The organism is Sphingomonas sp. PEI4 (genome assembly GCF_056679955.1).
In genome coordinates, this window is record NZ_CM155258.1 from 3,483,770 (window position 1) to 3,499,080 (window position 15,311).

Below are 15,311 nucleotides of genomic sequence, written 5' to 3' on the forward strand. Positions count from 1 at the left end.
AAACGTCCGTGAAACGTAACCGGACGCGCGAGTGGAGGACGAAAATGAGCGAACCATTGCGTGTAGCCCTTGCGGGACTGGGGACGGTAGGCGGCGGGGTGATCCGGCTGCTCGATGCGAACCGCGATTTGATTGCGCGACGCGCCGGGCGGGAAATCGAGATCGTCGCGGTTTCCGCGCGTGATCGGGCCAAGGATCGCGGCGTTGACCTGTCGCGCTTCGCGTGGGTCGACGACACGACCGCGCTGGCGAAACAACCCGGCGCCGACGTCGTGGTCGAACTGATCGGTGGTTCCGATGGTCCGGCGCTGACGCTTGCGCGAAGCACGCTGGGGGCGGGGCGGAGTTTCGTCACCGCGAACAAGGCGATGATCGCCCATCACGGGCTCGAACTCGCGCAGGCAGCCGAAGGAGCAGGCGTCGCGCTGAAGTTCGAGGCGGCGGTCGCCGGCGGCATCCCGGTCATCAAGGGGCTTCGCGAGGGCGCCGCGGCGAACGAGATCGCCCGCGTCTATGGTATCCTCAACGGCACCTGCAATTTCATCCTGTCGAAGATGGAGTCGGAAGGCCGCGACTTTGCCGAGGTGCTGGCCGAAGCGCAGGCGCTTGGCTTTGCCGAGTCCGATCCGAGCTTCGACATCGACGGCGTCGATGCGGCGCACAAATTGTCGATCCTGGCCGCGGTCGCGTTTGGGACGCAGCCGGCGTTCGGCGACGTCGCGATTGGCGGTATCCGGCATCTGCTGGGTGCGGACATCGCCGAGGCGGCGGCGCTGGGGTATCGCGTGCGGCTGCTCGGGGTGGCGGAAGCAGGGGCCGACGGGCTGTTCCAGCGCGTCCATCCGCATCTGGTGCCGATCGATCATCCGCTGGCGCACGTCACCGGATCGCTCAACGCGGTCGTGGCAGAGGGCAACTTCGTCGGCCGACTGCTGTTCCAGGGTGCTGGCGCGGGTGACGGCCCGACCGCAAGCGCAGTCGTGGCCGACCTGATCGACATCGCACGCGGCGAGTTCGGCCCGCCGTTCGCGATGCCGGTGGTGTCGCTGACGGCGGCACCCAAGGCGGACAGCGGCGAGCGGCGGGGGCGTGCGTATCTTCGCTTCACCGTAAAGGACCGGGTCGGCGTGCTGGCCGAGATTGCGGCGGCGATGCGGGATGCGGGTGTCTCGATCGAGAGCCTGATCCAGCGCGGCGCGATCGCGGACGGCAGCGTGCTGGTGGCGATCGTGACGCATGAGAGCCCGGAGCGGTCGATCGCGCAGGCGTTGGAGAAACTTCGCGGGTCGCAGAGTTTGGTGGGTCAACCGATGTGGATGCACATTCTGGATTGAGGAGTGCAGGCGGGTCGTCGCGCCGAGAGATACCACCCCGGCCTTCGCCGGGGTGGCGGGTATAATGGGTATGGCGGTGTTCAACAGCCGTACCATGCCGCTGCTCGACCTGCTCCTTGTCCTCCCGCGAAGGCGGGAGCCCAGACTGGGTCCCCTCCTTCGCGGGGAAACAACGTTGGCACAGATCGCCAGCGCGGAGGGCGCTTCAGTTTTCCGGATCATCCAGCGCGATCGGCACGCAGTGTCCGGCTTCTTCCGGAACTTCCGCGCCACGTCGCGAACCAGCGCCATCGGATACTTCCCCTCGCCATTCTCGCAGCAGCCGTGCGGATCGATCGCGCCTACGCCCCCAGGCCTAATTCACGGTACCCACGGGGCCGTCTAGGTCGATCGGTACGCGGCCACGCTTGTCGGGTTTCTTCGCGAGGGCGCTCTTGATCAACCCTACCGCAGCCTTCGCGATCGGGGCGATCGGCGGGCCGAAGCCGACCTGACATCCCCCCTGTCGAGCCGCACACGGTGTATCCGACAAGTCCAGCGCGCGGACGGCGCTGAGGTTGGGGTTGGAGGCAATCGCGTGATCGGGCGGGCCGCGATCGTCGCGCATCGGCAGGCGTGGGGTGGTTGTCGCGGATTTGCCGCAGACGATGATCTCGTTCCCATCCTGCGTCTGCGTCACACACGGGTCGACGAGGATCGAGAAGCGCTCCGGCATGGGCGGTGCCGCTGGGACGGCGGGGGTGGCAGACACTTGGAGCAGCGCGGACAGAATTGTTGCGAACATGATCAGTCCTTAAGGCGCGGGCTTGCGGAACGATGTGCCGCCTTCGCCGCCGACGGTCATCGTGACGCCCGCCATGCCGCCGCCGACCTGGAACGGACCGAGATCGGCGAGCGGCGAAGTGCGGTTCAACAGGCGCGTGCGCTCGTTGCGGACGCTCTCATGCGCCGGATCGCCAGCGTCATGCTCGACAAACGGCACGCGAAACCGGTCGGCGGTCCGCATCCCGCAGACCGTGATGTCGGTTTCGTCGGCGCTCTGGATACAGGGTCGCTCGGCGGCCATGCGTGCCTTCGCGGTTGCCATCTGCGGGTCTTCGATCACCATCGACAACAGCATCGCGAGCATCGGCGCCTCCCGGACAGAACCGCAGACTGGCCGCGATCGCCGGGGAGGGCAAGCGTCATTGCTCGATCTTGGCGACCCCGAGCCTGGGGATGTCGATGACGGGGCACCGGTCCATGACGACTTGCAACCCAGCAGCTTCTGCGCGCTTCGCTGCCTCGTCGTTGACGACGCCCAGCTGCATCCAGACGGCCTTCGCACCAGCCGCGATCGCCTGGTCGACTGCTTCGCCAGCTGCGGCCGAGTTGCGGAAGATGTCGACGATGTCGATCGGGTCGCCCAACTGCGACAAGTCGCGGAAGACGAACTCGCCGTGGATGTGCTCGCCGGTGATCTGCGGATTTACCGGGATCACGCGGTAGCCGTGTGCCTGAAGCTTGGCCATCACGCCGTAGGAGGGGCGGTCGGGGCGATCGGATGCGCCAATCATCGCGATCGTCCGCGCGCTTTCGAGCAGCGTCTTGATATCGGCATCGGCGGTCAATGGCATCGATGCCTCCTGTCGGGGAAACCTGGGCCGCTCGTACCGTGGCTCTACGCGCCAGGTACGACCGGTAATCAGACAACGTCGATACCGTCCGCCGGTTTCACAATTTTGCGAGCCATGCGACGACCTGAGCCGCAATTGGCATGAAGACCGTATCGTCGGGGTTCGAAGCGGGCGGCGTCCCTGCATCTGACGCGGTGCGGATCGAGATCGTCAGGGGTACGCGACCGAGGAACGGGATGCCGAGTTCGCGCGCCGCCGCCTCCGCCCCGCCGTTGCCGAACGGGTCGGACGCCTCGCCGCAATGCGGACAGATATAGCCGGCCATGTTCTCGACTAGGCCGATGATCGGGATGCCGGCCTTCTCGAACAGGTCGATCGCGCGGCGCGCATCGATCAGCGCGAGATCCTGCGGGGTCGAGACGATCACCGCGCCCGCCGGCCGGTATTTCTGGACCATCGTCAGCTGGACATCGCCGGTGCCGGGGGGAAGGTCGAGCACCAGCGTATCGGTGACACCCCAGTCCGCCTCGACCAGCTGGCCGAGCGCGCCCGCGGCCATTGGCCCGCGCCAGGCGATCGCCTTGCCCGGCTCGACGAGCTGGCCCATCGACAGCAACGGCACGCCGTACGGGGTCGGGACGGGGTCGAGCACCTTGTCCTTCGCGGTCGGGCGCGTGCCCTCGACGTTCATCAAGCGCGGCTGCGACGGACCGTAGATATCGGCGTCGACCAGCCCGACGCGGCGGCCAGCACGCGACATCGCGATGGCGAGGTTGGCGGCGAGCGTCGATTTGCCGACACCGCCCTTGCCGCTGGCGACCGCGATCAGCCGGCGGGTCGAGCGTTCGGCAGTCACTGCGATCCGTACTTCGGTCACGCCGGGCTGCGTTGCGGCCATCCTGACGGTCGCCTCAAGCGCATCGCGCGCCTGCGTATCGAGCCCGGTCGCATCGATGATGATGCCCGCTCGCGTCCCTTCGAGCCGGACGGTCGCCCGCTTGCCCGCCACTGCGGCAACCGCCGCCTTTAACGCTTCGATATCGATCATCGAGGCCAGATAGGGCGGCCAAGGGCGCTTGGCACTGTTTTTCCGCCAGCGCACACCTATAAAGGTTGGTATGACGATCTTCTCGCGCTGGTTCCGGCGCCCCGATATCCTCGCCACCGAAACACCGAAAGGCCCTTGGGGCGGCTCGGGCGACGACGGTAACCCTGGCCCACGCAACCCCTGGGCCTTGCCGCCCGGCGGTCGCAAACCCGCGGCCAAGCCTACCGCGCTCGACGAGTTCCTGCGCAAAGCACGCGGCTCGGGCGGTGGCGGGGGCGGCAATGGCGGCTTCGGTGGCTTGCCGTCGGGTGCCAATGCCCGAGCGCTCTGGGCGATCGGCGTCGCGATCATCGCGGTCGTCTGGATCCTGTTCACGTCGGTCCACCAGATCGGCCCGCAGCAACGCGGCGTCGTCACCTATTTCGGCAAATATGCCGGCACGCTCGATCCGGGTATCCGCCTGACGATGCCTGCCCCGATGGCCGACGTGACGGTGGTCGACGTGCAGAAGATTCGTACCGACAACTTTCCGGTCGGCGATGGCGAGAACCTGACGCTGACCGGCGACCAGAACATCATCGACCTCGCCTATTCGGTCCGCTGGGACATCGCCGATCCGCGCGATTACGTGTTTCAGCTTGCGGAGCCGAACGAGACCGTTCGCGCCGCCGCCGAAAGCGCGATGCGTGCGGTGGTCGCGACGACGACGCTCGACCAGGCAATCGGTACGGGTCGTACCGTAATCGAACAGCGCGTCGCCGAGATGACGCAGCAGATTCTCGACGACTATAAGTCCGGCGTTCGCATCCAGGGCGTCGCGATCAAGCAGGCCGCTGCGCCGGCGCGGATCGTCGAGGACTTCAACGCCGTCACCGCCGCGCAGCAGGAAGCGATCGCCAACCTCAACCAGTCGCGCTCCTATGCGCAGCAGGTCGTGGCGCGCGCGCAGGGCGAGGCCGCGTCGTTCGACAAGGTGTACGAGCAGTATCGCCTCGCACCCGTAGTGACGCGCCGACGGATGTATTACGAGACGATGGAGGCGGTGCTCGCCAAGAGCGACAAGACGATCGTCGAGACGCCGGGCGGGGTGGTGCCATACCTGCCGCTGTCGAACGCCAAGCGCCTGCCGAACCCCGAGGCTGTCCCATCGACGCCAGCGCCTGCAGCGGCGGCGGCTGCCCCCCAGTCCGGAGCTGCCCAGTGAACGCCGTGAGTTTCCGCAACCCGATCGTGGCTGGGATCATTGCCCTGCTGCTGGTGATCCTCGCTGCATCGACCTTCGCGATCGTCCCCGAAACCAAGCAGGCGGTGATCCTGCGCTTCGGCCAGCCGATCCGCACGGTCAACGCGTGGCAGCCCAACACCGCGTTCGGCCAGACCGGCGCTGGCCTGATCGCGCGCATTCCGTTCGTCGACCGGATCGTCTGGATCGACAAGCGCGTGCAGGATCTCGAACTCGACAACACGCTCGTGCTGTCGACCGATCAGCTCCGGCTCGAGGTCGATGCGTATGCGCGCTACCGGATCGTCGATCCGCGCAAGATGCGCAACGCGGTCGGTAGCGAGGATCGGATCCCTGATCAGCTTCGTCCGATTCTGGGTTCGGCATTGCGCAACGAACTCGGCAAGCGACGCTTTGTCGAACTGCTGAGCCCGGAGCGATCCGAGCTGATGGACAACATCCAGAAGGGCCTCCAGCGCGTCGCCAGCCAGTACGGCGTCGAGATCGTCGACGTCCGCATCAAGCAGGCGAACCTCCCCGTCGGCCTGCCGCTCGAGAGCGCACTCAAGCGCATGTCGAGCGCGCGCCAGCAGGAGGCGATCACGATCCGTGCCGAGGGCCAGAAGCAGGCGCAGATCGTCCGTGCGCAGGCCGATGCGGATTCGGCGAAGATCTATGCCGAGAGCTTCGGCAAGGACGCCGACTTCTACGACTTCTACCGCGCGATGCAGTCGTATCGGCACACGTTCGGCGCGGATGGTGGTTCGGCTCCTGAAGGATCGACCTCGATCATTCTTTCGCCGAGCAACAGTTATCTGAGGGAATTCGAGGGCCGCGGGCGTTGAGCCTGCGGAACCTTTGAATGCCGTTCATATTCAAGCATCATTCAGGACGGTGTGCCTAACAGCCATCTGTTTCGATTGATGAAACGAGAGGACAACATCTAGTGCGTTACGCCTACGCCATTACCAGTGCTCTTCTCCTCGGCGGCGCGACCGCGACGCTCGCGCTCCAGCCGAGCGGCGCGCAGGTCGCCCAGAACGAACCCGGTGCGATCCAGGCCGTCTCGCCGAAACCCGGCGCGCCGATGAGCTTCGCCGACATGGTCGCGCGGCTCCAGCCCGCGGTCGTCAACATTTCGACCAAGCAGACGATCGTTCAGAAGCAGCAGGCCAATCCGTTCGCGGGCACGCCGTTCGGTGATCTGTTCGGCGGCATGGGCAGCGGCGGCGCTCCGGGTGCTCCCCCGGTGAAGCGCGAAGGCGCCTCGCTCGGCTCGGGCTTCCTGATCTCGCCCGACGGCTATGTCGTCACGAACAATCACGTGATCTCGCCCGGCGCGCAGGGCGCGACCGTCGACTCGATCTCCGTCACGCTCAGCGACAAGAAGGAATATGTCGCCAAGGTCATCGGCAAGGATCAGGAATCGGATCTCGCACTGCTGAAGATCGATGCGACCAACCTGCCGTTCGTGAAGTTCGGCGATTCGAATGGCGCGCGCGTCGGTGACTGGGTCGTCGCGATCGGCGAGCCGTTCGGCCTCGGCGGCACCGTCACCGCGGGCATCGTCTCGGCGATCAACCGCGTCACGGGGCAGGGCGGCGCATATGACCGCTTCATCCAGACCGACGCCTCGATCAACCAAGGCAACTCGGGTGGCCCGATGTTCGATCTCAACGGCAACGTGATCGGCGTGAACTCGCAGATCTTCAGCCAGTCGGGTGGCAATATCGGCATCGGCTTCGCGATTCCCGCCGCCGTCGCCAAGCCGATCATCGCCACCTTCATGAAGGGCGGCACGATCGAGCGCGGCTATATCGGCGTCCAGTTGCAGCCGGGCGGCACGATCAACGAGGATACCGCCGCGGCACTCGGCATCCCCAAGAACCAGGGCGAGCTGATCAACGACGTGACCGCAGGCGGCCCGGCGGCAAAGGCCGGCGTGCGCGCGGGCGATGTCGTCACCAAGGTGAACGGCCAACCGGTGACAGTCGACCAGTCGCTGTCGTACCTCGTCTCGAACGTGAAGCCCGGCCAGACCGCGCGTCTCGACATCCTGCGCAACGGCAAGCCGACGACGGCCAACGTGGTCGTCGTACCGCGTCCGACCCCGGACAAGCTCGCCGCGACGCTCGGCGGTGATGCGCAGGGCTTCGGCACCGACGACGGCGATGACGGCGATGATTCGGGTTCCACAGCCGCACCGACGGCAGGCGCGGCACTCGGCATCGGCGTACAGCCGTTGACCCCGGCGATCGCGCAGGCGGTCGGCGTCGAGGCCAGCACGCAGGGCGTCGTCATCGCGGTGGTCGCGCAGACCAGCGATGCGTACGGCAAGCTCAAGCGCGGCGACGTCGTCATCTCGGTCAACGGCACCCCGGTGCGCACCGCGGCCGACGTCCAGAACGCGGTCAACGTCGCCAAGTCCGCCGGGCGCCCGCAGGTCCTGCTACAGGTCAAGCGTGGACGTGGTCCGGCTCAGTTCCTGCCGGTCAAGATCAAGTAGGACAGACCGAACCGACCGACCTGAAAGGACCGTCGCTCACCCGAGCGGCGGTCCTTTTTCTTTGCGGTGCGCGGGATTAGGGTCGCGGCGGGTAAAGAGGACGAGACCATGAGCGACGGCATCTTCATTGGCGCGAGCGTGGACGGCAAGCCGCAGGCGCTGGAATTGAAGCGCGCCAACCGCCACGGCCTGATCGCGGGCGCGACCGGTACCGGCAAGACGGTGACGTTGCAGGGGATCATCGAGGGATTCTCCGCGAACGGCGTGCCGTGCTTCGTCGCCGATGTGAAGGGCGACCTGTCCGGCCTCGCCATGGCCGGCTCGCCGACTGCCAAGACGCATGCGAGCTTCGCCGAGCGCGCCAAGGCGATCGGTGACGACGGCTGGGCCTATGCGGACAACCCGGTCCAGTTCTGGGACCTGTTCGGCGAGCAGGGCCATCCGATCCGCACCACGATCAGCGAAATGGGGCCGCTGCTGCTGTCGCGGCTGATGGACCTCAACGAGGTTCAGGAGGGCGTGCTGACGATCGCCTTCCACGTCGCCGACAAGGAAGGGTTGCTGCTGATCGACCTCGACGATCTCCAGTCCATGCTGACCGACTGCGCCGGCCGTGCGGACGAACTGACGACGACCTATGGCAATGTGTCGAGGCAGTCGATCGGCGCGATCCAGCGCTCGCTGCTCCAGTTGCGCACGCAGGGCGCGGAGAATTTCTTTGGCGAACCCGCGCTGGAGATGAACGACTTCATCGGCACTGACGACCGGGGCAGGGGCATCGTCAATATCCTCGCCGCCGACAAGCTCATGGCCTCGCCAAAGCTCTATTCGACGTTCCTGCTCTGGCTCATGAGCGAGCTGTTCGAGCATCTCCCCGAGATCGGCGATCCCGACAAGCCGGTACTCTGCTTCTTCTTCGACGAGGCGCATCTGCTGTTCGACGAGGCCCCGAAAGCGCTGCTGGAGAAGATCGAGCAGGTGGTCCGGCTGATCCGGTCGAAGGGGGTCGGCGTGTATTTCATCACGCAGAACCCGATCGACATTCCCGACGGCGTCGCGGGGCAGCTCGGCAATCGCGTCCAGCATGCGTTGCGTGCGTTCACACCGCGCGATCAGAACGCGGTACGCTCGGCGGCGGAGACGTTCCGTGCCAACCCCGGCGTCGACGTCGCGACGATCATCACCGAGTTGAAGGTCGGCGAGGCGCTGGTGTCGCTGCTTCAAGCGGACGGCGCGCCGACGCCGGTCGAGCGCACGCTGATCAAGCCTCCCGCCTCCCGCGTCGGCCCGATCACCCCCGCCGAGCGCAAGGTCATGATCGAAACCGACGCTGTCGGTGCCAAATACGACACGCTGGTCGATCGCGAATCCGCAGAGGAACTGCTCGCGGCAAAAACGCAGGAGGCGAGCGCAGCCGCGGCAGAGGCGAAGGCGACGACGGAAGCGGAGAAGGTGGAGGCAGCGCGGGCGAAGGCGGACGCCAAGGCAGCCAAGGAGGCCGAGCGGGCTCGCGTCGCGGACCAGCGCGAGGCAGATCGCCAGCAACGCGAAGCCGACCGCGAGGCGGCGAACTCGCCTTGGACCAAGATGGCCTCGTCGGCGACGCGGGCGGCAAGCTCATCGATCGGGCGGCAGGTGGCGAACGAGATCGGCAAGCAGGTCTTCGGCACGAAGTCGCGGCGATCTTCGTCGAGCGGCGGTCTGGTCGGTACGGTGCTGCGCGGGGTTTTAGGCGGGCTGTTCCGGGGGTAGAATGGCTGCATGATCGGGGATGAGCTGTCCCCACAAGCATACCACCCCGGCGGAGGCCGGGGCCCAATTGGGGAACGGAGGTAACGTCGGACGGCGCTCCGTTACATCGACCTTTCCAATTGGGCCCCGGCCTTCGCCGGGGTGGAAGCCAGTTTTCAAGGAGCCAGACGATGTCCCTCGATTTCGAATCCACCACCGATTGGACGCCAACCGACTGGACCGCCGTCGGCGAGGACAGCCTCGACGACGCGATCACGTTGCGCCGCGCGATCCATGCCGACCCCGAAGTCGGCCTCTACTGCCCGCGCACCTCGGACAAGGTGAAGGCGGCGCTCGCCGGTCTCCCGCTCGAAATCCGCGAGGGTACTTCCACCACCGGCTTCGTCGCGATCCTGCGTGGCGGGCGCGCCGGCAACGCCGGCGGCAACGGCCGCACGGTGTTGCTCCGCGGCGACATGGACGCGCTGCCGATGCAGGAGGAAACCGGCCTCCCGTTCGCCTCGAAGATCGACGGCGCGATGCACGCCTGCGGCCACGACTCGCACACCGCAATGCTGGTCGGCGCGGCGAAGGCCCTGTGCGCGCGGCGTGACGAACTGCCCGGTACGGTCGTCTTCATGTTTCAGCCCGGCGAGGAGGGCCATCATGGCGCGCGCCACATGATCGCGGACGGCCTGCTCGACGCGCCGCTGCCCGAAGCCGGGTTCGCGCTCCACATCTCGCCCAACATGCCGATGGGCCATGTCGTCAGCCGCGCGGGCACGCTGATGGCCTCGACCGACACGCTACGCGCGACGATCACCGGGCGCGGCGGCCATGCCGCGATGCCGCACGACTGCCTCGACCCGCTGCCGATCGCCTGCGAGATCGTCATCGCGCTCCAGACCTATATCGCGCGCCAGATCGCGGTCACCGACCCCGCGGTCCTTTCGATCACCAAGCTCAACGCCGGCAGCGCGCACAACGTGATCCCGTCGACCGTCGAGATGCTCGGCACGATGCGGACGCTGTCGGAGCGCACCCGCGAACAGGTCCGCGCGGCGTTCATTCGCATGGTCGAGGGGATTGCCGCCGCCCACGGCGCAGTCGGCACGCCGACGATCGAGGAAGGCTATCCGGTCACCGTCAACGACGAGCGCGCCACCGATCTGATGAAGGCGTGCGCGACCGCGATCGGCGGCGAGGGTGCGTATCAGGTCATGCCGCCGATGATGGGCGCGGAGGACTTCTCGTACGTGCTGCAGAAGTTGCCGGGCGCGATGGCCTTCATCGGCGCCGCTCCCGAAGGCAGCGATCCGCACACCAACCCGCCGCTCCACAACACGAAGATGACGATCGACGAGCGCGTGATGGCGCACGGTATCGCAATGCACTGCGCGGTGGCGGAGCGGTTCCTGGCGAACGGGTTCGACTGACACCGTTTTGGAAGACGTCGCCTACTACACCATCATCCTGACGAAAGTCAGGACCCAGAGCCAAATGCGGTATCGCCCGTGATCCTGGGTCCTGACTTTCGTCAGGATGACGGCAGGGGTAGGCTTCCCCCCGATATCGCCGCCGCGCTCAGCTTAGAGGCCGCGTGGTCCCGGCGTAGTTCGCGACAGCCGCCGCCGCCGCCTGGATCAGCCGCTGCCGCTCCGGCATGGGGCGAATCGTATCCCCGATCATCACCGCGATCGCATAACGACGCCCATCGGGCGCGGTCAGCAACCCGACGTCGTTGAACCCCGCATTGCGTCGCCCGAGATCCTGCCCCGTCCCGGTCTTGTGCGCGATCTCCCAGCCACCGGGGAGCGCGGCGCGCAGGCGGGCGCGGCCGGTGACCGAACGGCCCATCGTGTCGAGCAGGATCTTGGTCGAGGTTTCCGACAACAAGTCCCCCTTCGCCAGCCGTGAAATCGCATCGGCAATCGCGATCGGCGCGGCGCCATCGGGCGGATTGCGGACATAGGCGTTCAGCGCAGCCTCGCGCACGGCTGGCGGCAGCCCGTTGCGTGCGGTCATGAAGCCTCCGTTGACCGCGTAGGACGGCTGCCAGACCAGCCCCGCCGTGCCGCTCTGCAACAGCCGCTCGCCCGGCCCGAACCGGATCGCGCCCAACTGCTTGCGCTCGATCATCGACCGCACCGCGGAAGGTCCGCCGACGCGCGTGAGCAACCGGTCGTTCGCGGTATTGTCGCTATGCGTCAGCGCCCGCGTGAGCAGCTCGCCGACGGTGGTGCGATAGCCGTCGCCCTTGACCAGCATCGCGATCGGCTGATGGAACAGCGTCAGGTCCTGCGGACGGACGACGATCGGCTCGTCGAGGCGGATCTTGCCCTGGTCGCGCAGGTCCATCACCGTCATCGCGACCCACAGCTTGCTGACCGACTGTTGTGGGAGCAACTGGCGCCCACCGGCCTCGACCGTCCAGCCGTCGTCGACCGCACGGACGGCAATCCCGGCCTTGCCCTGGAACCCGCTCTGCAACTCGGAGATCGCGTTGACCAGGCTGGCGGGCGCGGGTCGCGGCGTACGCGGCAGGGGCGGCGGTACCGGGATCGAAACGAACCCGTCGGCCTGATGCACCGGCGAAACGGCGGGTGGGGTCGGCCGCGACGCCGATCCGCATCCAGTGAGCGCCACGCCGAACAGGGTGGTTGCCAGAAGACGCTTGAACGCACTCGCCGATGTCATGATGGATTGAACGCCCTGCACTGAAGCAGCGACCCTTATCCGCTGATCGGGCGCGGGAAACAGCGCGCGCGCGCCACTGCGACGAAGCGCGCCGACGGTGCGCTGAGTCGCCATCATGCTATGGAACGAGAACCGTATCGACCGCGGTTGGCAGCGTTTCGGGATAATCGAGCGTGAAGTGGAGCCCCCGGCTTTCGTGCCGGTGCAGTGCCGATCGCACGATCAGTTCGGCGGTCTGGAGCAGGTTGCGCAACTCGATCAGGTCAGGCGTGACGCGGAAATGCTGGTAATATTCCGCGACCTCGTCGTTGAGCAATTCGATGCGGTGCTTGGCGCGTTCGAGCCGCTTGGTGGTGCGGACGATGCCGACGTAATTCCACATGAAGCGGCGGATTTCGGTCCAGGTCTGCTTGATCACGACCTCCTCGTCGGAATCGGTGACGCGGCTTTCGTCCCAGGGGCGGATCGGCGGGGGCGGGGGGAGCTTGTCCCAGTTGGCCGCGATGTTGTCCGCCGCCGCCTCGCCGAACACGAAGCATTCGAGCAGCGAGTTGGACGCGAGGCGGTTCGCGCCATGCAGGCCGGATTCGGTGCATTCGCCCGCGGCATACAGGCCGGGAAGATCGGTCTTGCCGTGTTCGTCGATGACGATCCCGCCGCACGTATAATGTTGCGCGGGGACGACCGGGATCGGCTGCGTCGTCATGTCGATGCCGACCGTCAACAGCTTCTCGTGGATGTTCGGGAAGTGATGGCGGATGAATTCGGCGGGCATGTGGCTGATGTCGAGATGGACATAATCGAGGCCGTAGCGCTTGATCTCGGCGTCGATCGCGCGCGCGACGATGTCGCGCGGGGCGAGTTCCATGCGCGCCGGGTCGTAATAGGTCATGAAGCGCTTGCCGGTCGACGGGTTGATCAGCCGCCCGCCTTCGCCGCGAACCGCCTCTGTGATCAGGAAATTCTTGACCTCCAGATTGTAGAGGCAGGTCGGGTGGAACTGCATCATCTCCATGTTGGACACGCGGGCGCCTGCGCGCCACGCCATCGCGATACCGTCGCCGGTCGCGCCGCGTGGCGCCGTCGAGAACAGGTAGGTGCGGCCGGCGCCACCGGTCGCGAGAATGGTTGCGCGCGCCGTGTAGAGGGCGACCCGCTCGGTCTTGCGGTCGACGGCATAGACGCCCCAGACGTTGCCCGATCCCGAATAGCGTTCCTCGTGGCGGCCGGTGGCGAGGTCGATCGCGATCTGGTCGGGGACGAGCGTGATGTTCGGATGCGCCTCGGCCGCCTTCTGCAAGGCCTCCTGCACCGCCCAGCCGGTCGCGTCGGCGACATGGACGATGCGGCGATGGCTGTGGCCACCCTCGCGCGTCAGGTGAAGTGCGTTGCCTTCGGTCTCGAACGGGACGCCGAGATGCGTGAGCCGCTCGATCGCGGCGGGTGCGCCTTCGACGACCATCTCGACGATCGCACGGTCGTTAAGGCCGGCGCCGGCGACCATGGTGTCCTCGACATGGTTTTCGAACGTGTCGCCGGGTTCGAGCACCGCGGCGATTCCGCCCTGCGCCCAGGCGGTCGAGCCTTCGTTGAGCGCGCCCTTCGCTAACACCGTGACCTTGAAGCGGTCGGCGAGGTTCAGCGCGGCGGTAAGACCTGCGGCGCCCGAGCCGACGATCAGGATATCGCTCGTCATGCGTTGGCGGCGCGAGTCAGGCTGAGGAAGACGTCCTCGAGATCGGGTTCCTTGGTCGAGACGTCGACGATGCCAAAACCGCCGGACTGGATTGCCGCCAGGACTTCGCCGGCGTTCACGCGGTCTTTCTTGTAGGTGATCTCCAGTGTGCGATTGCCCTTGAGCGCGATCTTCTGGAAGCAGGCGTTGGCGGGGATGTCGACCACGTCGCGATCGACGGTGACGGCAACGATCTTTTCCTGCGCCTTGCCGACCAGTTCGCGCGTTGGTTCGTTCGCGATGAGCCGGCCGTTGTTGATGATCGCGATCCGGTCGCAGAGTTCCTCGGCTTCTTCGAGGTAATGGGTGGTGAGGACCACCGTGACGCCGGCCTGGTTGAGGCTGCGGACATAGGTCCAGAGTTGCTGGCGGAGTTCGATGTCGACGCCTGCGGTCGGCTCGTCGAGAACGAGGACGGGGGGCGAATGGACCATCGCCTTGGCCACCATCAGGCGCCGCTTCATCCCGCCCGACAGCGTGCGCGCATAGGCGTGCGCCTTGTCCTCGAGATGGACTGCGCGGAGCAGTTCCATCGTGCGGCGCTTCGCCTTGGGCACGCCGTAGAGGCCGGCCTGAATCTCGAGCGTCTCGAACGGCGAGAAGAACGGGTCGAACAGGATCTCCTGGTTGACGATCCCGATCGATGCCTTGGCATTGCGCGGGTGGTCGTCGATGTCGAACCCCCAGATCGCGGCGCTCCCATCGGTCTTGTTGACGAGGCCCGCCAGGATGTTGATCAGCGTCGACTTGCCCGCTCCGTTGGGGCCGAGCAGGCCGAAGATCTGGCCGCGGGGGACGTCGAACGTCACGTCGTCCAATGCACGCTTGGGCGGGGCGGTGCCGACGGGCGCGTAGGTCTTGCAAAGGTTCGAGATTGCGATCGCAGCTTCGGTCATGGCTGCGACATAGCGGGGCGGGCGGGGCTGGTCATCCCCTCGGGCGTTGCAAAGAGAATTTGTTCACGCGGAGACGCGGAGACGCGGAGATGTTGCGTTTGTCGCGTAGCGGCCGCTCAATCATCTACCTACGGAACAGAGTATGATGTCTCCCGACCGACAGGCTGGATGCAACACCTCCGCGTCTCCGCGCCTCCGCGTGAACCCATTCTTCCTTCTCGCCCACGCCGAAGAACCAATTGCCCGGCCGGCGCGCGCTTGCTATCGACTGCGCATGCATCCGCCGCTCGAAACCACCCGCGTCACCCACGCCCGCGTCGCCTGCGATGGCGCCACCGACATTCCCGGCGGTGCGGCACTCGGCCATCCGCGCGTCTGGTTGCAGATCGACGAGACCGGCTATGTCGATTGTGGCTATTGCGATCGCCGCTTCATTCTGGTCGGCGGCGCGGCTGACGGCGCGGACCAGTCGACTTTGCGCGATCACGGGGATGGCGCAGGGCGCTAAGCCTCTTATATCTATCGG

14 protein-coding genes are annotated in these 15,311 nt (G+C 66.5%); 7 read left to right on the plus strand and 7 right to left on the minus strand.

Annotated features, from left to right (window positions below):
* Positions 1-44: 44 nt before the first annotated feature.
* Positions 45-1,334, plus strand: a complete 1,290-nt coding sequence (locus AC1MLZ_RS16130) for a homoserine dehydrogenase (RefSeq protein WP_480959360.1) — start codon at positions 45-47, stop codon at positions 1,332-1,334.
* Between the two features lie 355 nt (positions 1,335-1,689).
* Here AC1MLZ_RS16130 and AC1MLZ_RS16135 read toward each other — a convergent pair whose 3' ends face one another.
* The 4 genes from AC1MLZ_RS16135 to AC1MLZ_RS16150 all read right to left on the minus strand — a co-directional run bounded on the left by AC1MLZ_RS16135 (position 1,690) and on the right by AC1MLZ_RS16150 (position 3,998).
* The gene (locus tag AC1MLZ_RS16135; RefSeq protein WP_480959361.1) at positions 1,690-2,118 is read right to left on the minus strand and encodes a hypothetical protein; all 429 of its coding nucleotides are present in this window, start codon (positions 2,116-2,118) and stop codon (positions 1,690-1,692) included.
* 9 nt (positions 2,119-2,127) lie between these two features.
* Complete coding sequence (locus AC1MLZ_RS16140; RefSeq protein WP_480959362.1) at positions 2,128-2,463, minus strand: hypothetical protein; 336 nt, start codon at positions 2,461-2,463, stop codon at positions 2,128-2,130.
* A 55-nt stretch (positions 2,464-2,518) separates the two neighbouring features.
* Positions 2,519-2,950 carry a CoA-binding protein gene (locus AC1MLZ_RS16145; protein ID WP_480959363.1) on the minus strand — a complete coding sequence of 144 codons (432 nt, stop codon included), beginning with the start codon at positions 2,948-2,950 and terminating at the stop codon, positions 2,519-2,521.
* A 97-nt stretch (positions 2,951-3,047) separates the two neighbouring features.
* Complete coding sequence (locus AC1MLZ_RS16150; RefSeq protein WP_480959364.1) at positions 3,048-3,998, minus strand: Mrp/NBP35 family ATP-binding protein; 951 nt, start codon at positions 3,996-3,998, stop codon at positions 3,048-3,050.
* Positions 3,999-4,068: 70 nt separating this feature from the next.
* Between AC1MLZ_RS16150 and hflK the strand changes: the two genes are divergently transcribed.
* The 5 genes from hflK (at position 4,069) to AC1MLZ_RS16175 (ending at position 10,893) form a co-directional block, all read left to right on the plus strand.
* Positions 4,069-5,202, plus strand: a complete 1,134-nt coding sequence (gene hflK / locus AC1MLZ_RS16155; RefSeq protein WP_480961585.1) for a protease modulator HflK — start codon at positions 4,069-4,071, stop codon at positions 5,200-5,202.
* Positions 5,199-6,065, plus strand: coding sequence for a protease modulator HflC (gene hflC, locus AC1MLZ_RS16160; protein WP_480959365.1), 867 nt, complete (start codon positions 5,199-5,201; stop codon positions 6,063-6,065). Before hflK ends, hflC begins: the two co-directional genes overlap by 4 nt.
* 101 nt (positions 6,066-6,166) lie before the next feature.
* Complete coding sequence (locus AC1MLZ_RS16165; RefSeq protein ID WP_480959366.1) at positions 6,167-7,726, plus strand: Do family serine endopeptidase; 1,560 nt, start codon at positions 6,167-6,169, stop codon at positions 7,724-7,726.
* A gap of 108 nt (positions 7,727-7,834) precedes the next feature.
* Entirely contained in the window at positions 7,835-9,478 is a 1,644-nt protein-coding gene (locus tag AC1MLZ_RS16170) for a helicase HerA-like domain-containing protein (RefSeq protein ID WP_480959367.1), read from the plus strand.
* Between the two features lie 170 nt (positions 9,479-9,648).
* Positions 9,649-10,893, plus strand: a complete 1,245-nt coding sequence (locus tag AC1MLZ_RS16175; protein WP_480959368.1) for a M20 metallopeptidase family protein — start codon at positions 9,649-9,651, stop codon at positions 10,891-10,893.
* A 148-nt stretch (positions 10,894-11,041) separates the two neighbouring features.
* Here the strand turns inward: AC1MLZ_RS16175 and AC1MLZ_RS16180 are convergent, their stop codons facing one another.
* The 3 genes from AC1MLZ_RS16180 to AC1MLZ_RS16190 form a co-directional block, all read right to left on the minus strand.
* A complete protein-coding gene (locus AC1MLZ_RS16180) occupies positions 11,042-12,154 on the minus strand; it encodes a serine hydrolase (RefSeq protein ID WP_480961586.1) in 1,113 nt (370 codons plus the stop codon).
* 118 nt (positions 12,155-12,272) lie between these two features.
* Positions 12,273-13,850 (minus strand): L-aspartate oxidase, encoded by a 1,578-nt coding sequence (nadB, locus tag AC1MLZ_RS16185; RefSeq protein ID WP_480959369.1) that lies wholly within the window; start codon positions 13,848-13,850, stop codon positions 12,273-12,275.
* Positions 13,847-14,785, minus strand: a complete 939-nt coding sequence (locus AC1MLZ_RS16190; protein WP_480959370.1) for an ABC transporter ATP-binding protein — start codon at positions 14,783-14,785, stop codon at positions 13,847-13,849. Before AC1MLZ_RS16190 ends, nadB begins: the two co-directional genes overlap by 4 nt.
* A 274-nt stretch (positions 14,786-15,059) precedes the next feature.
* Here AC1MLZ_RS16190 and AC1MLZ_RS16195 point away from each other — a divergent pair, with 274 nt between their 5' ends.
* A complete protein-coding gene (locus tag AC1MLZ_RS16195; RefSeq protein WP_031393477.1) occupies positions 15,060-15,293 on the plus strand; it encodes a zinc-finger domain-containing protein in 234 nt (77 codons plus the stop codon).
* Positions 15,294-15,311 lie beyond the last annotated feature (18 nt).

Bases quoted from the DNA above. Each gene is read 5' to 3' on its own strand.
- AC1MLZ_RS16130 (WP_480959360.1), top strand. From the start codon at position 45: ATGAGCGAACCATTGCGTGTAGCCCTTGCGGGACTGGGGACGGTAGGC.
- AC1MLZ_RS16135 (WP_480959361.1), bottom strand. From the start codon at position 2,118: ATGTTCGCAACAATTCTGTCCGCGCTGCTCCAAGTGTCTGCCACCCCC.
- AC1MLZ_RS16140 (WP_480959362.1), bottom strand. From the start codon at position 2,463: ATGCTCGCGATGCTGTTGTCGATGGTGATCGAAGACCCGCAGATGGCA.
- AC1MLZ_RS16145 (WP_480959363.1), bottom strand. From the start codon at position 2,950: ATGCCATTGACCGCCGATGCCGATATCAAGACGCTGCTCGAAAGCGCG.
- AC1MLZ_RS16150 (WP_480959364.1), bottom strand. From the start codon at position 3,998: ATGATCGATATCGAAGCGTTAAAGGCGGCGGTTGCCGCAGTGGCGGGC.
- hflK (WP_480961585.1), top strand. From the start codon at position 4,069: ATGACGATCTTCTCGCGCTGGTTCCGGCGCCCCGATATCCTCGCCACC.
- AC1MLZ_RS16170 (WP_480959367.1), top strand. From the start codon at position 7,835: ATGAGCGACGGCATCTTCATTGGCGCGAGCGTGGACGGCAAGCCGCAG.
- AC1MLZ_RS16175 (WP_480959368.1), top strand. From the start codon at position 9,649: ATGTCCCTCGATTTCGAATCCACCACCGATTGGACGCCAACCGACTGG.
- AC1MLZ_RS16180 (WP_480961586.1), bottom strand. From the start codon at position 12,154: ATGACATCGGCGAGTGCGTTCAAGCGTCTTCTGGCAACCACCCTGTTC.
- nadB (WP_480959369.1), bottom strand. From the start codon at position 13,850: ATGACGAGCGATATCCTGATCGTCGGCTCGGGCGCCGCAGGTCTTACC.
- AC1MLZ_RS16190 (WP_480959370.1), bottom strand. From the start codon at position 14,785: ATGACCGAAGCTGCGATCGCAATCTCGAACCTTTGCAAGACCTACGCG.
- AC1MLZ_RS16195 (WP_031393477.1), top strand. From the start codon at position 15,060: ATGCATCCGCCGCTCGAAACCACCCGCGTCACCCACGCCCGCGTCGCC.